The organism is Saccharothrix coeruleofusca, assembly GCF_014648515.1.
Classification (GTDB): domain Bacteria; phylum Actinomycetota; class Actinomycetes; order Mycobacteriales; family Pseudonocardiaceae; genus Actinosynnema; species Actinosynnema coeruleofuscum.
This window is the reverse complement of record NZ_BMRG01000014.1, coordinates 134762-155479: the sequence shown is the minus strand read 5'-3', so window position 1 is coordinate 155479 and position 20718 is coordinate 134762. Positions and strand designations below refer to the sequence as shown.

Sequence of the window (20718 nt, the reverse complement as noted above, 5' to 3'; positions counted from 1 at the left end):
ATGACCACTCTGACCACCTCGCGACTGTGGCAGCCCCTCGGCCTCGGAGCCGTGAGCCTCAAGAACAGGCTCGTGCTGTCCCCGATGACACGCCGCCGCGCCGCCGCGGACGGGACACCGACCCCGCTCATGGCCGAGTACTACGCGCAACGTTCCGGGTTCGGCCTCGTCGTCACCGAAGGCGTCTACCCCAGCCAGGAGGGACGCGGCTACCCGAACCAGCCGGGACTCGTCGACGACGCACACGAACACGGGTGGGCCGCCGTCACCGACGCGGTGCATGCAAACGGTACGCCGATCTTCGCCCAGCTCATGCACGCAGGCCGGGTCGCGAACCTCGAGGTCACAGGTACCGAGACCGCGCTCGCCCCCTCCGCGATCCCCTTCGAGGACCACCACGGCCGCCACTCCGCGCACAGCACGACCGCCGCCACCTCCCAGGACATCTCGCGGCTCATCGAGGCGCATGTCGAGGCAGCCAGGCGCGCACGCCGTGCGGGGTTCGACGGCGTCGAACTCCACAGCGCCAACGGATACCTCCTCCAGCAGTTCCTGGCACCATCCACCAACCACCGCACCGATGAGTACGGAGGGTCGCCACACCGCCGGGCGCGTTTCGTCATCGACGTCGCTGAGGCTGTCGCCGACGAGATAGGCGCGGACCGCGTCGGTATTCGGGTCTCGCCCGGGGCCAACATCCAGGGGGCGCTCGAGCCCGACGAGCAGGACGTCTCGGCCACCTACGCCGCGCTTTTCCGTGGCCTCCGCCAGCGCCCTCTCGCCTACGTAAGCATGATCCACCCCGTCGCCGGCAGCGCCGTCGTCCAGGACATCCGGCGCACCTCCGGCTCACTGATGATCGTCAACACCGGTTTCTCCGCGGTCACCGACAGGCACACAGCCGCCGCTCTCGTCGACGCCGGACACGCCGACGCCGTCGCCGTCGGACGCGCCGCGATCGCCAACCCCGATCTACCCCGACGCTGGCAAACCGATCGTCCGGAAACCGTCCCGGACCAGACGACGTTCTACGCGGGCGGCGCAACCGGATACACGGACTACCTGACCGACAACGCGCCGGACGGGGGCATTGAGGTAGACCAGCCGCACCACCAATGAGGCGCATCGTCATCCAAACCCGGGAAGGTGGCCGCCCAGCTCGGATGTCGACGACGATGATGGACCGAGCGCGAAGCACTCCACCGTCAGGGCCGAGCCCGTGTTGCGGTGGCCTCACCGCGGTCGAAAGCGTGCATACGCTCCCGACGAACCGGGCGGTCTTCTCCGTGTCCGCTCGCGCGCGGAACAGGGTGACGCGTCCGGCACGCTGTCCGCGTTCGAAGGACTGCTGCCCGACCTGCTGCGCGTGTTCGGGGCAGGCCACCCGACCGCACTCGCCGCCCGCCGAGCTTTCGCTTCCGCGCGGAAAGATCGGCGACCCGGCGGGCGCCGTGGGCATGTTGGAGGAATTGTTGCGCGACCTATTGAGGGTCCTTGGGACAGACCATCCTCACGTGCTGGCCTGCCGTCACGTGATGGCCACCATGCGCGGCGAAGCGGGCGATCCGGCTGGCGCTCTCACCGCGTTCGAGCGACTGCTCCAGATCAGGTGCGCGTCTTCGGCGTCGATCACCCGACCACACTCGACATCCGCGGCACCGTCGGCCTGTAGCGGAAGGAAACCGGCGACCTGGCCGGAGCCATCACGGCGTTGGAGGAGCTACTGCCCGACCTGGGACGGGTACTGGGCGCCGATCACACCGACAGCGAGACCGCGTAGAACCTCATCACCATCTACCGCCACCAACTGTGGCGCTGATACTCGTTCTCGCCCAGCAGCCAGTGCGCCTGACAGTGAGCCTTTTCCAACCTCATGCAGCGTTGAGGTGGAGTGGGCTCTTTCCGTTCAGGGGTTCGGTCTTCTTTCCGATCTTGTAGCCGTCTCACACGCCGGTGAGTGACTAACTGAGTGACTACGGCTACGGGTGCTGCACCCGTCAGCCGCGTTTGATCCCGTTGTCGGTGGTGACTCCCAACCCTGCGGCCGGTGCCGCCCGGCGTGCCGGGGGAGCTGTACGTCGGCGGCGCGGGCGTGGCCCGCGGCTACTGGCGCCGGCCGGGCGCGACGGCGGAGCGGCTCGTCGCGGACCCGTTCGGCACCGGCGGGCGGCTGTACCGCACGGGTGACGTGGTGCGCTGGACCGACCGGGGCGTGCTGCAGTTCGTCGGCCGCGCCGACGACCAGGTCAAGGTCCGGGGCTTCCGGGCCGAACCCGGCGAGGTGGAGGGCGTGCTGGCCGGGCACCCTGGGGTGTCCCGCGTGGTCGTCGTGGCCCGGGAGGACGTGCCGGGCGACGCGCGGCTGGTCGCCTACGTCGTGTTCGAGGCGGACGAGGTCGCGCAGGCCCAGCTGCGGCGGGCCGTGCTGGCGGCGCTGCCGGAGTACGCGGTGCCGGCGGCCTTCGTACCGCTCGACGCACTGCCGCTGGCCGCGAACGGGAAACCGGACCGCGCGGCCCTGCCCGCCCCCGTGACCGACAGCCCGCACCTGCTGATGCTGGCCGGGGAGGACGGCCTCTCCCCGCTGGAGACCGTCCTGCCGGTCGCGGCGGTCACCCGGCGGGTCAGCTGCCTGTACCTGGCCAACGGGGCCGACCCCAGGCCCGTGCGCCGGTGGTGGCACGACCGGGCGGGGTTCGACGGCGAGTTTCTCGTCGCCGACTCCCAGGAGGACCTGCTGCCCCGCGCGCTCGCGCTGCACGGACGGCGCCCGGTGCACGGCGTCGCCACCTACGCCGAGGCCCTGCTGCGCCCGCAGGCCGAGCTCGCCGGGGTGCTGGGCCTGCCGGGCAACCCGGTGGACGTCGCGCAGTCCAAGGCACGCCAACGCCTCGCGTTCGCCGAGCACGACGTGCCATCACCGGTGTTCGCGGTGATCCGGGACCCGGCCGACCTGGGCGGCGCGTACGCGGCCCTGAGCGCGGCGCGGGCGGGTTTCCCGCGGCAGGACCCGCTCGTGGTCCTGGAGGAGCGGATGCCGCTGCGCGGCGAACCGGGCTCGCCCTACGCGAACTACTGCAGCGTGGAGAGCCTGCTGTCGGCGGGCGAGGTGGTCCACCTGGCCGTGTCCGACCGGCTCGCGCAGCACCACGGCCGCATCGAGGAGGGCCTGGCGCTGCCCAACCGGATGCCCGCCGCGCGGCAGTGGGAGGTGGTGGACTGCGCGGACCGCGCGATCAAGGCGATCGGGCTGGTCAACGGCGGGTGCACACCGAGATCGCGTTGACCCCGAGGGGGCCGCGGATCATCGAGGTCAACGCCCGCTCCGGCGGGCCGGTGGAGTCCGCCTTCCGCGCGGTGGGCTACGACTACGGCGTCGACGTCGCCCGCACCGCCCTGGGCCTGCGGCCCACTCCGTCGACCGACTTCGACGGGGTGGCGTGGTTCCGCATCATGCCCGCGCCCGAGGACGAATTCGTCGCGCTCGGGCACACCCCGGTCGAGCGGCTGCGGGAGCGGTTCGCCGGGCTGTTCTCGATCCGGGTGTTCCTCACGCCGGGGGACCGGGTCGGCCGACCGCGCAGGCAGTTCCTGGCCGGGTTCGTGGGCCGCGGCGCGAATTTCCGGAGGTGATCGCCACGGCCGAGGCGGTCGAGCGGGCCCTGGCCGTCGAACTGGTGCGGGCGTGAGGGCCGGTCCTGGCCGGGCGCCCGGCCAGGACCGGCCGCCGTCCTACGGCTCCAACCGGGTCGGCCCGCGGAACAGGAAGGTCGACTCGCGGATGCTGTCCAGGCCGAGCATGACCATCAGGATGCGGCTCAGGCCCGCGCCCAGGCCGCCGTGCGGCGGGGTGCCGTACCGGAACGAGGTCAGGTACGAGGCGAGTGGGCCGGTGTCCACGCCCTTCTCCTCGGCCTGCTTGACCAGCACGTCGTAGCGGTGCTCGCGCTGGGCACCGGTGGTGATCTCGATGCCCTTCCAGAGGAGGTCGAAGCTGTGGGTCAGGGTGGGGTCGTCGGCGTGCCGCATGTGGTAGAACGGCCGCACGCTGGCCGGGAAGTCCGTGATGAACACGAACTCGCGGCCGTGGCGCTCGCGGACCAGGGCGGAGAGGGAGCGCTCGCCCTCGGGGTCGAGGTCGCCTTTGTTCTTCTCCGGCTTCCAGCCCTGCGCGGTGAGCAGCTCGATGGCCTCGCGCATGGCGATCCGCGGGAACGGCAGCTCCGGCACCACGACCTCGACGCCCAGCAGCTCGCGGATGGCGTCGCCGTGCTTCTCGGCGACCGCGGCCAGCACGCGCGCCAGCATCCGCTCCTCGAAGCTCATCACGTCCTCGACGCCGTCGATCCAGGCGAGCTCGACGTCGATGCTGATGAACTCGGTCGCGTGCCGCGAGGTGAACGACGGCTCGGCTCGGAACACCGGGCCGATCTCGAAGACCTTGTCGATCCCGCCGGACACCGCCATCTGCTTGTATAACTGCGGCGACTGCGCCAGGTAGGCGAACCGGTCGAAGTACTTGACCTTGAAGACCTCGGCGCCCGACTCGGACGCGGTGCCCATGAACTTCGGCGTGTGCAGCTCGGTGGCGCCCTCGCCGTAGGCGAATTCGCGCATGGCCTCCTCGACCGTGGTCTGCACGTCGAAGATGAGGTGCCGCGCCGGGTTGCGCAGGTCCAGGAAGCGCCATTCCAGCCGCTGGTCGATGCCGGTCTGCTCGTTGATCGGCAGCGGGGCGACCGCAGCGTTCACCACTTCGACCGAATCCGGGACCAGTTCCAGGCCGCCCAGCTTGACGACCGGGTTCGCCAGGACCGTTCCGCTGATCTTGACCGCCGATTCGATGGAGGTGGACTCCAGCGCTTCTTCGACGTCCGACGGGGGCTCCGTGCGCTTGTTGGTGACTTGGACCATGCCGGTGTGGTCGCGGAGCACGATGAACTGCATCTTCCGCTGGAGGCGGGCGGTGTTGATCCACCCGTAGACGGTCACCCGCTCACCGATGTGCGCGGCAAGATCCTTCACGAGCGTCCTGGGCATGGCACATCCTTGTCAGTCGTGTCCTGGCCTGGTGACTGATCGAGCCTAGGTCGTGTTTCAAAGGTGGCGTAGCCGGATATTGATGGCGGCGATGTCGATGGTGGCCCGGTGGCGGACGACGAGCTTGTCGTATCGCGTGGCCACCGCTCGGTGCTGCTTGAACAGGCTGATGCCGAGCTCGACCGCGTGAGGGACTGTAAAACGAGCGGCTCTGGTCCGTAGTCGGTGGTGACGCTGAGTATCTGTCAGGGCAAGAGGATGCGGTGGCGGAGGAGGTCGACCCTGATGCGTCCGTGCATCTGCCTCATGGTCCTCTTGGTGCGGCTGTTGACGCCTTCAGTGCGGCCGTTGTGATAGGGCGGGGTAAGAGCAACGTCCACAGCGGACCGATTGATTTCGAGACCGTTGGTGAGACTGCGCAGGTGCGGCAGATCGGCGGCGCGGGCCGCCGCGACCCACTCGGTGGGTTTCGCGACGGAGAATCAGGTCGAGACGAATCTCGACCTGATTCTCCGGAGTACGCCGTCGGGACGGATCACCGGCGCGCCCATGGCCAAGAACGCGCCGGACGCCGTGTCGACGCCCACGCGTCCAGTTCGCCCGCATCGGTGAGGCGCTGGCCCCGCATCTTCGGCGAGCACCGAACTCCTGCTCAGAGGTCGCGCACAGCGCCGGCGAAGAACAGCAACGGGCTGTCGCCGCACAGGGGGTGCAGGTGCTGCACGGACATCAGCACGATGTCGTGGTCCCCGGCCGGGATCACGCGCTCCGCCGCACATTCCAGTGTCACCAACGAGTTCGGCAGGAGGGGAGCGCCGGTGAGTCCCGGTTGCCACTCCAGGTCGCCGAACCGTGAACGACCGGGCCGGGCGAACTGCTCGCACACCTCCTCCTGGCGTGCGGAAAGCACGTGCACGCCGAAGTGTGACGCCGACGCGAACAGGGGGTGCAGCTGGGATCGGTGTCCCACGCAGAACAACAGCATCGGTGGCGCCAGCGACACCGAGCACAGCGAGTTCACCGTCATGCCGATGGGGGCGCCGTCCACGAGCGTCGTCACCACGGCGACGCCGGTTGCGAAGTGGCCGAGCGCGGTGCGCAACTGCCGTTGGTCGACGGTGTCGACGAGCTGGGTCATGCGAACACCTCCTGCCGTTTGTTCAGGAGACCCAGGGCGGGCGTGGTCAGGACTGTGGTCAGCAACGCGACCACCACGAGGATCGCGAACATCGTCCCGTCGATCAGGCCGAGGCCGAGCCCGAGGTTCGCGACCACGAGCTCGGTGATGCCGCGGCAGTTCATCAGGACGCCGAGGACGCCGGCCTCGCGCCGGTCGAGGCCGGCCAGCCGTGCGCCCAGCGCACCGCCGATGAACTTCGAAGCGACCGCGACGAAGAGCACCAGCAGGAGCAGGCCCCACTGGCCGGAGATCGACTGCAGCGACGTGTTCATGCCGATGTAGGCGAAGAACAACGGCAGCAGCACTGCGACCGTGAACCCCTTGATGCGCTGGGTGGTCGCCTCCTGGTCCACCGAACGGCGTGGCATCACCAGCCCGAACAGGAACGCGCCCAGGATCGAGTGCAAGCCCATCATCTCGGTGATCGCCGCTGTGCCCAGCGCGCCCGCGACCGCGACGGTCAGCACCGCCGACTGGGATGCCGTGCGCAGCAGGACGTCCAGCAGTGGCCGGGCCAGGAACACCAGCACCGCCACCAGGGCGACACCGGCGGCCAGGGTGAGCAACGGCGAGCGGGAGTGCTGGCCGGCGAACGGCAGGATGGCCGCCAGCACGGCCCAGCAGGCCGCGTCGTCGAGCACCGCGGCGCTGACCGCGATCCGGCCGAGCCGTGTCTCGGCCATCCCCACGTCCTGCAGGATGCGGGCCAGCACCGGTAGCGCGGTGATGCTCAGTGCCAGCGCGAGGAAGAACGCGGTCGGCAGCGCGGGCATCAGCGGCACGCCGATCAGCAGCCCCGAGCCGAACGGGATCACCAGGCAGGTCGCCGCGACGACGGTGGCGGCCCGTCCGGACGAGCGCAGGTTGCGCACGTCCTGTTCCCAGCCCAGCAGGAAGATGAACGCCACCAGCCCGAGCTGAGCGGTGAGCTGCACCGCCGACTTCACCGGTGCGGGGAAGAGCCACTCCTGCAAGGAAGGTGCGAGCAGGCCGAGCACGGACGGGCCGAGCAGCAGGCCCCCGAGCACCTCGCCCACCACGGGCGGCTGCCGGAGCAACCGCACGGCCCGGCCGCACAGCTGGCTCATCAGCAGCACCAGCGTCACCGTGATCATGAACTTGCCCGTGGTGTCCACGGTGGAGCCGGAGTCACCGCCGAGCGCCCAGACGAGCAGGGCGACGGCTCCGAGTCCGAGCGCGATCGTGGCCGTACCCCGCAGGGAATCGGTGCGCGCAGTCGTCGCCATGACGGCCTACCGTGCGCCCGGACGCATGCGCGTGAAGTAGTCGTACTGGGTGGGGAGCGCCTCGATGAGCTCACTGCCGCGGTCACGGATGTACTGGAACTCCTTGAGCGCGGCGGTGTCGTCGGCGAGTGCCAGGGCGGCGGATGGCTTGAGGGCGATGCCGCCCATGCCGAGCAGGATGCACATGTACGAGTACGGCGGAAGGCCGTGGTAGTACGGGAAGACGTTCTCGCTGTCGGGCAGCTGGACCTGCCAGCGCTCCAGCCGCTCGGCGAGGCCGTCGGGCAGTCGGCGGGTGTTCGTGTCCTTCCAGTACTGCGTGTCGTCGCGGGCCGCGGCGAGGTAGTGCAGGCAGAGGAACTCGCGGACGCCGTCCATGACGTGCCGGATGGCGTCGTTGAACATCGTGCGCATCGTCGGCTCCCAGCCAGGGCCGGGGAAGTACTTCACGAGCTGCTCGATGGCGTGATGGATGAAGAAGATGCCGGTCGACTCCAGCGGCTCGACGAAGCCGCTGGACAGGCCGATCGCGACGCAGTTGCGGGTCCACGCGTTGCGGGTGCGGCCGATGCGCATCCGGATGTGGTTGGCCTCGACCTCGGCGGCGGCCGGGCCGACGAACTCGCGCAGCACCCGCTCCGCCTGCTCCGGCTCGAGGTAGTCGCGCGCGTAGACGTAGCCGGTGCCGATGCGGCCGTACAGCGGGATCGTCCAGATCCAGCCCGCGTCCTGCGCGGTCGCCGTGGTGCACGGACGGATGCCGCGCTTCTCCATGTCCTGCGGCACCTGCAGGGCCACGGCGCTGTCGTTGGGCAGCACGTCGGAGTAGGAGATGAACGGCTCCTCCAGAGCCTTGTTGATGAGCAGGCCGCGGAAGCCGGTGCAGTCGATGAACAGGTCGCCGTGCAACGCGCCGTGCTCGGCGGTGAGCACGTGGTCGATGTCGCCCTGCTGGTTCAGCACGACGTCCTCGACGTTGCCGACGAGGTGCCTCACCCCGCGGTCGACCGCGAACTTCGTGAGGAACTTGGCGAGCAGCGCCGCCTCGAAGTGGTACGCGTACGGGAACTGCGTCTTGCCCTGGTGCTCGGACATCGTGAGGCCGGCGAACTCCTCCGCGTTCTCGGAGAAGCCCTGGCCGATGAGCCTGCCGTCGAGGTGACGCGGGTTGCGCTCCTCGTCGCACAGGGCCGCCATGACGAAGCAGTCACGGTCGAAGCGGTCCGTCGGGCCGTTCCGCAGCCACCAGTCGGCGAGCGGGAACCCGTTGACCGACCGCATCTGCTCGAAGGGGTGGTAGAAGTGGTGCCCTGGGCGGCGCCAGTTCTCGAATCTCACGGCTAACTTGTACGTGGCGTTGCAGGCGGGCATCCAGTCCTGCTCTTCCAGTCCGAGGAACTGGAAGAAGTGCCGGATGTCGCTGAACGTCGCCTCGCCCACACCGACGGTGTTGACCTTGTCCGACTCGATCAGCGTGATGTCGACGCCCGCACCGAACGCGGTCCTGAGGTAGGACGCGGTCATCCACCCCGCGGTGCCGCCTCCGACGATGACGACTTTTCGGTTGCGCATACCGGCTCCCTAATTTTCTCCCGACGTGTGGCGAGCTGAGCCTAGGTCTCCGCAATTGCGTCGGCCATGCTCTTAAGCGGTCGCGAAATGACGTCTCCCAGCCACATTTCGGCTGGGCCTAATCATCCTGTTCAGTCGGCGTATGGGCAGGTGAGAGCCCCTTTGATTGCTTGACTGCCAGTTTCGTCACTGCGATCGTCGCTTTCGGTCGGGCGATGAGGGGAATCGGTGGATGATGATTGATCTGACGCGTCGCGCCAATGCCGTCGAGTTGTTGCGAGAACACGTGGACGGGCATCCGGAGCAGGATGCGCTGATCTGGGTCGGCGAGGACCTCGCGGCCGTCCGGCGGCTGTCCTGGGCCGAGGTGGACACCGAGGCGCGGGCGATCGCGGCCCGCCTGGGCGAGCTCTTCCCGCCGGGGTCCCGCGCGTTGCTGCTGTACCCGCCGGTCGAGTTCATCGTCGCCTTCCTCGGCTGCCTCTACGCGGGTGTGGTCGCGGTGCCTGCGCCGTTGCCCGGCCGTTACCCGCACGAACGCCGCAGGGTGCGCGGGATCGCCGCGGACGCGGACGTGTCGGTCGTGCTCACCGACACCGCGAACGCAGGCACCGTCCGGGAGTGGGCGCACGCCGAAGGCATCGGCCACCTGCCGGTGCTCACGACCGACGAGGACCACTTCGGTGACGCGTCCCGGTGGACCGCGCCGCGTGCGGACCACGACACGATCGCGTTGCTGCAGTACACCTCCGGCTCCACCGGCGACCCCAAGGGCGTCGTGGTGACGCACGGGAACCTGCTCGTCAACGCGCACACGATGATCACCGCGCTGGAGATCCCCGCGGACACCCGGTTCGGCGGCTGGGCACCGCACTACCACGACATGGGCCTGATGGCGCAGACTCTGCCCGCTCTCTTCCTCGGCACGACCTGCGTCCTGATGAGCGCCACGACGTTCCTCAAGCGGCCGCACCAGTGGCTCGCCATGATCGACCGGTACGACATCGGCTGGTCCGCCGCGCCGAACTTCGGGTACGACCTGTGTTGCCGCCGGGTCACCGACGAGCAGATCGCCGGACTCGACCTGTCCCGCTGGCGCTACGCGGTGAACGGCTCGGAGCCGGTGCACGTCGCCACGATCACCGCGTTCGCCGAACGGTTCGCGGCCGCGGGTTTCCGGCAGGAGACGGCGTGTCCGTGCTACGGCCTGGCCGAGTCGACGGTGTTCGTCTCCGGTACCGGATCACGGCCGCCGAAGACCACGGTGATCGATCCGGAACGTTTGGCGCACAACGACTTCGTGCCGTCTTCCACCGGACGTGCGCTGGCAGGCAACGGCGCCGCGCCGCTGAGCGACGTGCGCGTCGTCGACCCCGGAACGCGTGAAGTCCTGCCGGACGGCAAGGTCGGCGAGATCTGGCTGCGCGGACCCAACGTGGCACGCGGCTACTGGCGCAAGCCCGAGGCGACAGCGCGGACCTTCCTGGCCGAGACGGCTTGTGGTGACCCGGGTTTCCTGCGCACCGGTGACCTCGGCACGGTGCACGAGGGTGACCTCTACATCACCGGGCGGCTCAAGGACATGATGATCGTCCGCGGGCGCAACCTCTACCCGCAGGACATCGAGCACGAGCTGCGCGCGCAGCACCCCGAGCTGGGCAACGTCGGCGCGGTCTTCACGGTCGACACCGAACTCGTCGTCACCCACGAGGTCCAAGGCCGCCAGGACGAGGCGGCGTTGCGCGACCTCGCTCAGCGGATGAAGCAGACGGTCGCGCGCGAGTTCGGCGTGCAGGTGGGCGGGCTCGCGCTGCTGCGCCGCGGCGGAGTCCGGCGCACCACCAGCGGCAAGGTCATGCGCTCGCAGATGCGCGAGCTGTTCCTCCAGTCGGATCTGGATGCGGAGTACCAGGCATGAGCGACGTCAAGCAGTGGCTGACCGACCAGGTGTCGGTCCACTTGGGACACCCGGTGGTGCGCTCGGACGTGCTGCTCGCCGAGTACGGCCTGGACTCGGTGCACGCGATGGGTCTGGCCGCCGCGATCGAGGACGAGTGGGGCCTGGTCGTGGACCCCGCCGTCACCTGGGACCACCCGACCATCGACGAGCTGGCCACCTTCCTCACCGGTGAGCTGAGCCGGACTGCTGACGAGAGCGCAGGCTGAGATGAACCTGACCGATGCGCAGCTGGGGGTGTGGCTGGCTCAGCAGAAGGCGCCGGAGAGCCCGCTGTACAACTGCGGTGTCTGCTTCGAACTCGACGGGCCGGTGTCGCCGTCGCTGCTCGCCAGGGCGGTGGCGCGCGCCGTCGATGACACGGAGTCGATGCGCGTGCGGTTCGTCGAGGACACCGGCGGCGTGCGCCAGGTGCCGCTCGCCGACGTCCCGGAGCTGCGGTTCGTGGACCTCGGCGACGCGGAGGACCCGCAGAGCGCGGCCAGCCGGTGGATGCGCGGCGATCTCTCGGTCGCGGTCGACCTCGCCACCGGGCCGCTGTTCGCGCACGCGCTGATCCGCCTTGACGCACAGCGGTATCTGCTCTACTTCCGGTACCACCACATCGTGCTCGACGGCTGGGGTCAGACCCTGCACTGCCGTCGCATCGCCGAGGTCTACACCGCGCTGTCCGACGGCGAGGACGTGCCCGCCGCTGGATTCGGCGCGCTCGCGGACGTAACGGCAGAGGCGGAGAAGTACGGGGCGTCCCAGCGGTACGACCGCGACCGCGCCTACTGGCTCGACCAGTTCGCCCACGACGCCGATCCTGTCACTCTTTCCGACCGGCAGGCCGCTCCTGGGCACAGCGACCTCACGCTGACGACCTGGTTGTCCGACCCGCGGTCCGAGCTGATGCGCGAGGTCGCTGCCGGGGCGCGCACCCGGTGGACGACTGTGTTCGTGGCGGCGATGGCCGCCTATCTGCACCGCATGACCGGCCGCACCGACATCGTCCTCGGCCTGCCCGTGTCCGCGCGGACCTCCCCTCTCGCGCTGCGGACACCGGCGATGCTGGCCAACGAGGTGCCGGTGCGGCTGGTCGTGCGGCCCGCTGCGACGTTCGAGCAGCTCGTGGAGCAGACCGCCGCACAGCTCACCGAGGCGGTGCGGCACCAGCGGTACTCCGGTGACGAGCTGCAGGCCGCACTGGGCGGCCCGGTCACCGGACCGGTCGTGAACCTCGTGACATTCGATCAGACCGTCGACTTCGCGGGCCAGGCGGTCGTCGCCCGGCAGCTCTCCACGGGCCGGGTCAAGGACCTCTCCGCGCACGTCTACGGGACCTCGGACGGCGTGAGCGGCCTGCGGGTCGACTTCGACGCCAACCCCGGCCGCTACACCCGCGACGAGGTGCGCGCGCACCGCGACCGGTTCCTGCGCTTCCTCGACGGCGTGCTCGCCTGCTCCACCACGCCCATCGGCGCGGTCAGCCTGCTCGACCCCGCCGAACTGCACCGGCTGCTGGTCGAGTGGAACGACACCACGCGCCAGGTCCGCCGGACGACGCTGCCCGAGCTGCTGGCGGAGCAGATCGCGGCGACGCCGGACGCGACCGCGCTGGCCTGTGGCGAGGACAACCTGACCTACCGCGAGCTGGGCGAGCGCGTGGACGACCTGGCCAGGCGGCTGGTCGCACGCGGTGCCCGCCCCGGCACGTTCGTCGCGGTGGTGCTGCCTCGATCGGTCGACGCCGTGGTGACGCTGCTCGCCGTGCTGCGGTCCGGTGCCGCGTACCTGCCGATCGAGCCTGGCGAGCCCGCCGAGCGGATGCGGTACGTCCTCGACGACACCGATCCCGTTCTCGTGGTGACGCCGGACGTGCTGGCGGGCATGACCGAGCCGGTGGAGGCCGAGCTGTCCTTCCCGTTGCGCGGCGACGCGGCGTACGTGATCTACACGTCCGGGTCGACGGGCAGGCCCAAGGGCGTCGTGGTGGAGCACCGATCGCTCGGCGACTACCTGGTGCGGGCCCGCGAGGTCTACCCGGCCGCAGGCGGGTCGTCGATGCTGCACTCGCCGCTGTCGTTCGACCTCACGGTCACCGCGCTGTACACGCCGCTGGTATCCGGTGGTGCGGTGCGCATCGCCGAGCTTACCGAGGACGGGGTGCGCGGAGCCGACCCGACGTTCATGAAGGTCACGCCGAGCCACCTCGGGATGCTGGAGTCGTTGCCGGACAACGCTTCCCCGAGTGGGATGCTGGTGATCGGCGGTGAGGCCCTGACCGGGCACAAGCTCGCCGGGTGGCGCGAGCGGCACCCGGACGTGGTGGTGTGCAACGCCTACGGCCCGACCGAGGCGACGGTCAACTGCCTCGACTTCCACCTCCCTGCCGGTGCCGTGGTGCCGGACGGGCCGGTGCCGATCGGCAAGCCGTTCTGGAACACGCGGGCGTACGTGCTCGACGGCTGCCTGCAGCCCGCGCCCATCGGGGTCACGGGCGAGCTGTACGTCTCCGGCGCTGTGCTCGCCCGCGGGTACTGGCGGCGGCCTGGTCTGACGTCCGAACGGTTCGTCGCCGACCCGTTCGGCCCGGAGGGCGCGCGGATGTACCGCACCGGTGACCTCGCGCGCTGGACCGCGGCCGGTGTCGTCGAGTTCGCCGGGCGAGCGGACGACCAGGTGAAGCTGCGCGGGTTCCGGATCGAGCTCGGCGAGATCGAGGCCGCGCTGATCGCGCACCCGGACGTGCTGAGCGCCGCGGTGGTCGTCCGCGAGGATCGACCGGGAGATCAGCGGTTGGTCGGGTACGTCGTCGGCGAACCCGGCGATCTGCGCGAGTGGCTCACCGCTCGGCTGCCGGAGCACATGGTGCCATCGGCGCTGATCACGCTGGACGGGCTGCCGTTGACACGCAACGGAAAGCTGAACCGGCGCGCCCTGCCCGCGCCGCGGTTCGAGGTGGCGGGTGGTCGTGCGGCGAGCACTCCGCGCGAAGAGGTGCTCTGCGCGCTCTTCGCCGAGGTGCTCGGTGTCCGGACCGTCGGCGTGGACGCCGACTTCTTCCAGCTCGGCGGGCACTCGCTGCTGGCGACGCAGCTCATAACCCGGATCAGGTCCACTTTGGACGTCGAACTGCCGCTGCGGCAGCTGTTCGCGACGCCGACCGTGGCCGCGCTCGCGCAGGCGCTGGGCGAGGAGTCCAGTTCCGTGCCGCGGCTCACCGGACCGTGGGAGCGCCCGGACCCGCTGCCCGTGTCGTTCGCGCAGCACCGCTGGTGGATCCTCGACCGGCTCGACGAGACCGGTGCGACCTACAACATCCCGGCCGCACTGCGGATCTCCGGCCGGCTCGACCGGGAGGCCCTGCTGGCCGCGCTGACCGACGTCATCGCCCGGCACGAGGCCCTGCGCACGGTGCTGCGCGACGGCACCGACCTGACCCAGGTCGTGCTGGACCCGTTCGTACCGGAGCTGCCGGTCATCGAGTCCACGAAGGACACCGTGCTGGACGAGGCACGTACGGCCGCGCGCAGGCCGTACGACCTGACCGCAGACACCCCGCTGCGCGCGTTCCTGTTCGCGCTCGGTGACAACGAGCACGTGCTGCTGCTCGTCGTGCACCACATCGCCGGTGACGGCTGGTCGATGGACCGGCTCGTGCGCGACGTCAGCACGGCGTACGCGGCCAGGTCCACCGGTGCGGAGCCGGGCTGGCCGCCACTGCCGGTGCAGTACGCGGACTACGCGTTGTGGCAGCGCGAGGCGCTCGGTTCCGACCGCGACCCGGACAGCCTGATCAGCAAGCAGATCGAGTTCTGGAAGACCGCGCTCGCGGGGGTGCCGGACGAGCTGGCCCTGCCCGTCGACCGGCCTCGTCCCGCCGTCGCCTCGCACCGCGGCCGGCGCATCGAGTTCGAACTGCCCGCGTCATTGCACGGTGCCGTCACCGCCCTCGCCAAGGAGACGAACACCAGCGTGTTCATGGTGTTGCAGGCGGCGATGGCCGTGCTGCTCACCCGCATGGGGGCGGGCACGGACATCCCGATCGGATCGCCGATCGCGGGACGCACCGCCGACGTGGTGGAAGACCTGGTCGGCGTGTTCGTCAACACGATCGTCCTGCGCACCGACACGTCGGGAAACCCGCGGTTCCGCGAGCTGCTGGCACGGGTGCAGGAGACCAACCTGGCCGCGTACGCGCACCAGGACGTGCCGTTCGAGCAGCTCGTCGAGGTGCTCGCGCCCGACCGGTCGCTCGCCAGGCACCCCCTGTTCCAGGTGATGCTCAGCTACCAGAACACGTTCCGCCAGGACGGCATCAACGCGCTGAACGCGTTGCCCGGCCTCGAGGTCTCGCTGCTGGACGCCGACCCCGGCGGCGCGGAGTTCGACCTGTCCATCGATCTGGGCGAGAACTTCACCGCAGGCGGCGATCCCGCCGGCATGAACGGCGGCATCCGGATCAGCACCGACCTGTTCGACCCGGAGACCGCACTGCTCCTCGTGGACCGCCTGGCCCAGGTGCTCGGTTCGGTGACCACCGACCCCTCACGGCGCGTCGGCGACATCGACGTGCTGCTGCCTGCCGAACGCAGGCTGACGGTCGAGGAGCGCAACGACACGGCACGTGCCGTGCGGGTCCGACCGCTGCCGGACCTGTTCGCCGAACAGGTCCGGCTCGGTCCGGAACGGATCGCCGTCGAGCACGGCGCCGTGTCGCTCAGCTACGCTGAACTCGACGAGCGTGCCGCCTGGATCGCCAGTCGGCTGGCCGCCGCGGGCGCTGGGCCGGAGACGGTGGTGGCGCTCTCGTTGCCGCGGTCGGCCGACCTGATCGCCGCGGTGCTGGGCGTGCTCAAGACCGGTGCCGCCTACCTGCCGATCGACCCGGACACCCCGGCGGGCCGGGTGCGCACGATCCTCGAGGACGCCGGACCCGCGTTGACGATCACGCCGGAGTGGCTGGCGGAGAGCGCTGAGACCACTGCGGGCCAGGTCATCCGGCACGATCCGCGGCACCCGGCGTACGTGATCTACACATCCGGCTCGACGGGCAAGCCGAAGGGCGTCGTCGTCTCGCACGTCGGCCTGTCGAGCCTCGCCGCCACGCAGATCGAGGCGTTCGGCGTCACGCCGGACAGCCGGGTGCTGCAGTTCGCGTCCATCGGGTTCGACGCGTCGGTCTCCGAGATCTGCATGGCGTTGCTGTCCGGCGCGACGCTGGTCGTGCCCTCGGCGGACGAGCGCGCACCCGGCGAACCGCTGGCCCGGTTCCTCCGCGAGCGCCGCATCACGCACGCCACCATCCCGCCCGCCGCACTCGCGGTGATGTCACCGGACGACGTGCCGGCGGGCCTCGCGGTGATCGTCGCCGGTGAGGCGTCGAACCCCGGCCTGGTCGCGCGCTGGGCGGCGGCGCACCCGATGTTCAACGCCTACGGCCCCACCGAGAACACCGTCGACGCGACCTGGTCCCGGCTGCGGCCGGAGGGCCGGGTGACGATCGGCACGCCGTCGGCCAACACACGGGCGTACGTGCTCGACGAACGGTTGAGGCCGGTGCCGCAAGGGGTTCCCGGCGAGCTGTACCTCGCGGGACTCGGGCTGGCGCGCGGTTACCTCCGCCGCCCGGCGCTGACCGCGGAACGGTTCGTGGCCAACCCGTTCGCCGAGGGCAGGCTGTACCGCACCGGTGACGTCGTGCGCTGGGACCGCACCGGGGAACTGGAGTACCTCGGCCGCGCCGACGACCAGGTGAAGCTGCGCGGGTTCCGGATCGAGCTCGGCGAGGTCGAGGCCGCGCTCGGTGCGCACCCCCACGTCCGGCAGTGCGTCGTCGTGCTGCGCGAGGACCGAGGTGAGCGCAGGCTCGTCGCGTACGTCGTCGCGGAGGGACCGCGGCCCGCGGTCTCGCAGCTGCGCGAGCACCTCGGCGGGGTGCTGCCCGATCACATGGTGCCCGGCGCGTTCGTGTTCCTCGTCGAACTGCCGGTCGACCTGTCCGGCAAGGTGAAGCGCGCCGCGCTGCCTGCGCCCGAGGTGACCGCCACCGAGGGGCGCGGCCCTCGCGACCCGCGCGAGGAGATCCTTTGCGGACTGTTCGCGGAGGTGCTCGGCCTGACATCAGTGGGCGTCGACGACAACTTCTTCCACCTCGGCGGGCACTCGCTGCTCGGCACCGCGCTGGTGGCCCGGATCCGCACGGTGTTCGGCGTGGAGCTGACGATCCGCCAGCTGTTCAAGACACCGACCGTGGCCGGGCTCGCGGCCGTGGTAGGGGAGAGCGCCGGGTCGTCGCGGCCGCGCATCGGCTCGCTCGCGCGGCCGGAGCGGTTGCCGTTGTCCTTCGCCCAGCAGCGGCTCTGGTTCCTCGACCGGCTGGAGGGTCCGAGCGACACCTACACGATGTCGTTCGCCCTGCGGGTGTCCGGCACGCTGAACGCGGACGTGCTGGAGTGGGCCGTTCGTGACGTCGTGCAGCGGCACGAGGTGCTCCGCACCGTGCTGCGCGAGGACGCGGAAGGCCCGTACCAGGTGATCCTCGATCGCCGGGACGTGCCGTTCTCCGTCGTGCGGGCGGCGAAGGCCGAGCTCGCGCGACTGGTGTCCGTGGCCTGCGCCGAGCCGTTCGACCTGACCTCGGACGTCATGCTGCGCACGCACCTGTTCGACCTGGGGGGCGAACAGCTGCTGTTGTTCGTGCTGCACCACGTCGCCGGTGATGGCGCTTCCCTGCCGGTGCTCGCGAACGACGTCGCCACGGCATACAGCGCGCGTTCGGCGGGCGTGGCCCCGCAGTGGTCGCCGCTGCCCGCCCAGTACGCGGACTACGCCGTGTGGCAACGGGAGCTGCTCGGCTCCGAGGACGACCCCGCGAGCCTTGCCTCGCGTCAGGTGGCGTACTGGGCGGAAGCGTTGCGGGGAATCCCGGTAGAGCTGGAGATCCCGGCTGACCGGCCGCGCCCGGCGGTGTCGTCGTACCGCGGTGGCCGGTTCGAGTTCAGCGTGCCCGCCTCGGTGCGGTCGCGGATCGCCGAGCTCGCGCGGTCGTTCGACGCCACCGAGTTCATGGTGGTGCAGGCCGCGCTGGCGGTGCTGCTCGGCCGGTTGAGCGGCGGGACGGACGTCCCGATCGGCACGCCGGTCGCCGGTCGCACCGACGAAGGGGTCGAGCGGCTGGTCGGGTTCTTCGTGAACTCGCTCGTGCTGCGCACCGATCTGTCCGGCGATCCGACGTTCGGCGAGCTCGTGGCCAGGGTCAGGGAAGGCGACCTGGCGGCGTTCGCCCACCAGGACGTCCCGTTCGAGCGCCTGGTCGAGGTGGTCGCACCGGAGCGCTCGATGTCGCGGCACCCGCTGTTCCAGGTGATGCTGACGTTCGACAACTCCGACCAGGACGGCACCGCGGCGGCGTTGAGCGACCGGCTGGGCACGAAGATCCGGCCCGAGGTCACCGATGCGGGCGTGGCGAAGTTCGACCTGCTCTTCGGCTTCGGCGAGCAGCAGGACGGCGGCCTGCGCGGAGTCCTGCTGTACAGCACCGATCTCTACGACCGGCTCACCGCGCAGATCTTCACCGAGCGGCTGCTGCGGGTGCTGGACGCCATCGCACCGGACGTGCGGATCTCGCGGATGGACGTGCTCGCGCTCGGCGAGCGCACGCGGTTGCTGAAGTCGTGGAACGCCACCGCGCACCGCGTCGCCATGACGACGCTCGCCGACCAGTTCTCCGCTCAGGTAGCCAGCACGCCCCGCGCGCCTGCGCTGGTGTTCGAGGACACCACGCTGAGCTACGCGGAGCTGGACCGGCGAGCGAACCGGCTCGCCCGGCTGCTCGTCGCGCGCGGAGCGGGGCCGGACACGGTGGTCGCGGTCGCCGCGCCACGCTCGCCCGAGCTGGTCATCGCGTTGCTCGCCACGCACAAGGCCGGTGCGGCGTACCTGCCGATCGACCCCGGCCACCCGGCCGACCGCAACGCGTTCGTGCTCGCCGACGCCAAGCCCGCGCTGGTCGTCACGACCTCGGCCGCGCCGATGGACGGCGCGCTCATGCTCGACAGCCCGGCCGTGCGCGACGAGCTGCTGGCGCAGGACGACTCGCCGGTGCGGTCCGACGTGCTGCCCGGCAACGCGGCCTACGTGATCTACACGTCCGGCTCGACCGGCAGACCCAAGGGCGTGGTCGTGCCGCACTCCGGCATCGTGAACCGGCTCGCGTGGATGCAGCACGAGTACTGCCTGACGAGCGTGGACCGCGTGCTGCAGAAGACCCCCGCCGGGTTCGACGTGTCGGTGTGGGAGTTCTTCTGGCCGCTGATCACCGGTGCCGTGCTCGTCCTCGCGAAGCCGGACGGGCACCGCGACCCGGCGTACCTCGCCGAGATCATCAAGCGGGAGCGGATCACGACCGTCCACTTCGTGCCGTCGATGTTGCAGGCGTTCCTCGCCGAACCGGCCGCCGCGTCCTGCACCGGGCTGCGCCGGGTGATCTGCAGCGGTGAGGCGCTGTCCGGTGAGCTGCGGGCGCAGTTCGACCGGGTTCTGGGCCGGGGGCTGCACAACCTCTACGGGCCGACGGAAGCGTCGGTCGACGTCACCTATTGGCCGTGCACCGCCGACACGGGACTCGCGCCGGTGCCGATCGGCCGTCCGGTGTGGAACACGCGGGTCCACGTGCTGGACCGGCACCTGCACCCGGTGCCGCCGGGTGTGCGGGGCGAGCTCTACCTCGAGGGTGTGCAGCTCGCGCGAGGGTACGCCGGACGGCCGGGGCTCACCGCGGAGCGGTTCGTCGCATCGCCCTTCGGTGGCCGGATGTACCGGACCGGTGACCTCGCGCGCTGGAGCACCGGCGGGTACCTGGAGTACCTGGGACGCACCGATGACCAGGTCAAGATCCGCGGTCAGCGGGTTGAGCTGGGCGAGATCGAGTCGGCGTTGCTGCGGTCGCCGGGGGTGACCGAGGCCGCGGTGGTGTTGCGGGACGGCGACCGGCTGGTGGGCTACGTCGTCGGCACGCCGCCTGCGCGGGAGTCGCTGCGCGAGGTGCTGCCCGACCACATGGTGCCGTCGGCGTTCGTGGTGCTGGACGAGCTGCCGCTGAGCGGGAACGGGAAGCTGGACCGCAAGGCGCTGCCTGCGCCGGAGATCCACGTGGGCACCGCGGAGCCGCGTGACAGCAGGGAAGCGGTGCTGTGCCGGGTTTTCGCCGAGGTGCTCGGGGTGCCGTCGGTCGGCGTCGAGGACGACTTCTTCGCGCTGGGTGGGCACTCGCTGCTCGTGACGAAGCTCGTGAGCCGCCTGCGCTCGGCGTTCGGGGTCGAGGTGCCGATCCGCAGCCTGTTCGAGCACACGACCGTCCGTGCGCTGTACGACGTGTTGCCGTCCGAGTCGTCCGATCGTGCAGCGATCGTGCGGCGGCAACGGCCGGATCGCGTGCCGTTGTCCGCTTCTCAGCAACGTTTGTGGGTGCTGCACGAGCTGCACGGCCCGAACCCAGGCTACAACATCGCCGCCGCGCTGCGGTTGTCCGGCGACCTCGACCGGGCGGCGCTGGAACTAGCGCTCAGTGACGTCGTGTGGCGGCACGAGACGCTGCGCACCGTGCTCGTCGCCGACGATGGGGGCGCGCACCAAGTCGTGCTGCCGTCCGTGCGACCGGTGCTCGACGTCGCGGAGGTGACCGGTGAACAGCTGGACGCGGAGCTCGTCGCCGCCGCCCGGTACGCGTTCGACAT

General features: G+C 70.5%; 10 protein-coding genes and 2 pseudogenes. 7 read left to right on the top strand and 5 right to left on the bottom strand.

Annotated elements, in window-relative coordinates:
* The 4 genes and pseudogenes from IEZ00_RS27335 to IEZ00_RS27325 all read left to right on the top strand — a co-directional run bounded on the left by IEZ00_RS27335 (window position 1) and on the right by IEZ00_RS27325 (window position 3633).
* Window positions 1–1119, top strand: a complete 1119-nt coding sequence (locus IEZ00_RS27335) for an oxidoreductase (RefSeq protein WP_189226204.1) — start codon at window positions 1–3, stop codon at window positions 1117–1119.
* A complete protein-coding gene (locus IEZ00_RS38390; RefSeq protein WP_506347074.1) occupies window positions 1116–1961 on the top strand; it encodes a tetratricopeptide repeat protein in 846 nt (281 codons plus the stop codon). Before IEZ00_RS27335 ends, IEZ00_RS38390 begins: the two co-directional genes overlap by 4 nt.
* A gap of 77 nt (window positions 1962–2038) precedes the next feature.
* Window positions 2039–2530 (top strand): annotated as a pseudogene (locus IEZ00_RS38190) (AMP-binding enzyme); the annotation flags it as partial.
* Between the two features lie 734 nt (window positions 2531–3264).
* The gene (locus IEZ00_RS27325) at window positions 3265–3633 is read left to right on the top strand and encodes a hypothetical protein (RefSeq protein ID WP_189226203.1); all 369 of its coding nucleotides are present in this window, start codon (window positions 3265–3267) and stop codon (window positions 3631–3633) included.
* A gap of 99 nt (window positions 3634–3732) precedes the next feature.
* Here the strand turns inward: IEZ00_RS27325 and aspS are convergent, their stop codons facing one another.
* From aspS to IEZ00_RS27300, 5 genes and pseudogenes are all read right to left on the bottom strand, one after another.
* Complete coding sequence (aspS, locus tag IEZ00_RS27320) at window positions 3733–5040, bottom strand: aspartate--tRNA(Asn) ligase (protein ID WP_189226202.1); 1308 nt, start codon at window positions 5038–5040, stop codon at window positions 3733–3735.
* Between the two features lie 245 nt (window positions 5041–5285).
* Window positions 5286–5513, bottom strand: a pseudogene (locus IEZ00_RS27315) (transposase); the annotation flags it as partial.
* 179 nt (window positions 5514–5692) lie between these two features.
* Window positions 5693–6178, bottom strand: a complete 486-nt coding sequence (locus IEZ00_RS27310; RefSeq protein WP_189226201.1) for a flavin reductase family protein — start codon at window positions 6176–6178, stop codon at window positions 5693–5695.
* Entirely contained in the window at window positions 6175–7467 is a 1293-nt protein-coding gene (locus IEZ00_RS27305) for a cation:proton antiporter (RefSeq protein WP_189226200.1), read from the bottom strand. The genes IEZ00_RS27310 and IEZ00_RS27305 overlap by 4 nt, the downstream gene beginning before the upstream one ends.
* Window positions 7468–7473: 6 nt before the next feature.
* Window positions 7474–9039, bottom strand: coding sequence for a tryptophan halogenase family protein (locus IEZ00_RS27300; protein WP_189226199.1), 1566 nt, complete (start codon window positions 9037–9039; stop codon window positions 7474–7476).
* 166 nt (window positions 9040–9205) lie between these two features.
* On the opposite strand from IEZ00_RS27300, the gene IEZ00_RS27295 reads away from it, so the two are divergent.
* The 3 genes from IEZ00_RS27295 to IEZ00_RS27285 form a co-directional block, all read left to right on the top strand.
* Entirely contained in the window at window positions 9206–10957 is a 1752-nt protein-coding gene (locus IEZ00_RS27295) for a fatty acyl-AMP ligase (RefSeq protein WP_189226198.1), read from the top strand.
* The gene (locus IEZ00_RS27290; protein WP_189226197.1) at window positions 10954–11205 is read left to right on the top strand and encodes an acyl carrier protein; all 252 of its coding nucleotides are present in this window, start codon (window positions 10954–10956) and stop codon (window positions 11203–11205) included. The genes IEZ00_RS27295 and IEZ00_RS27290 overlap by 4 nt, the downstream gene beginning before the upstream one ends.
* A gap of 1 nt (window position 11206) precedes the next feature.
* Window positions 11207–20718 (top strand): non-ribosomal peptide synthetase (locus IEZ00_RS27285; protein ID WP_189226196.1); only part of this gene is annotated, 9512 nt, incomplete at its 3' end.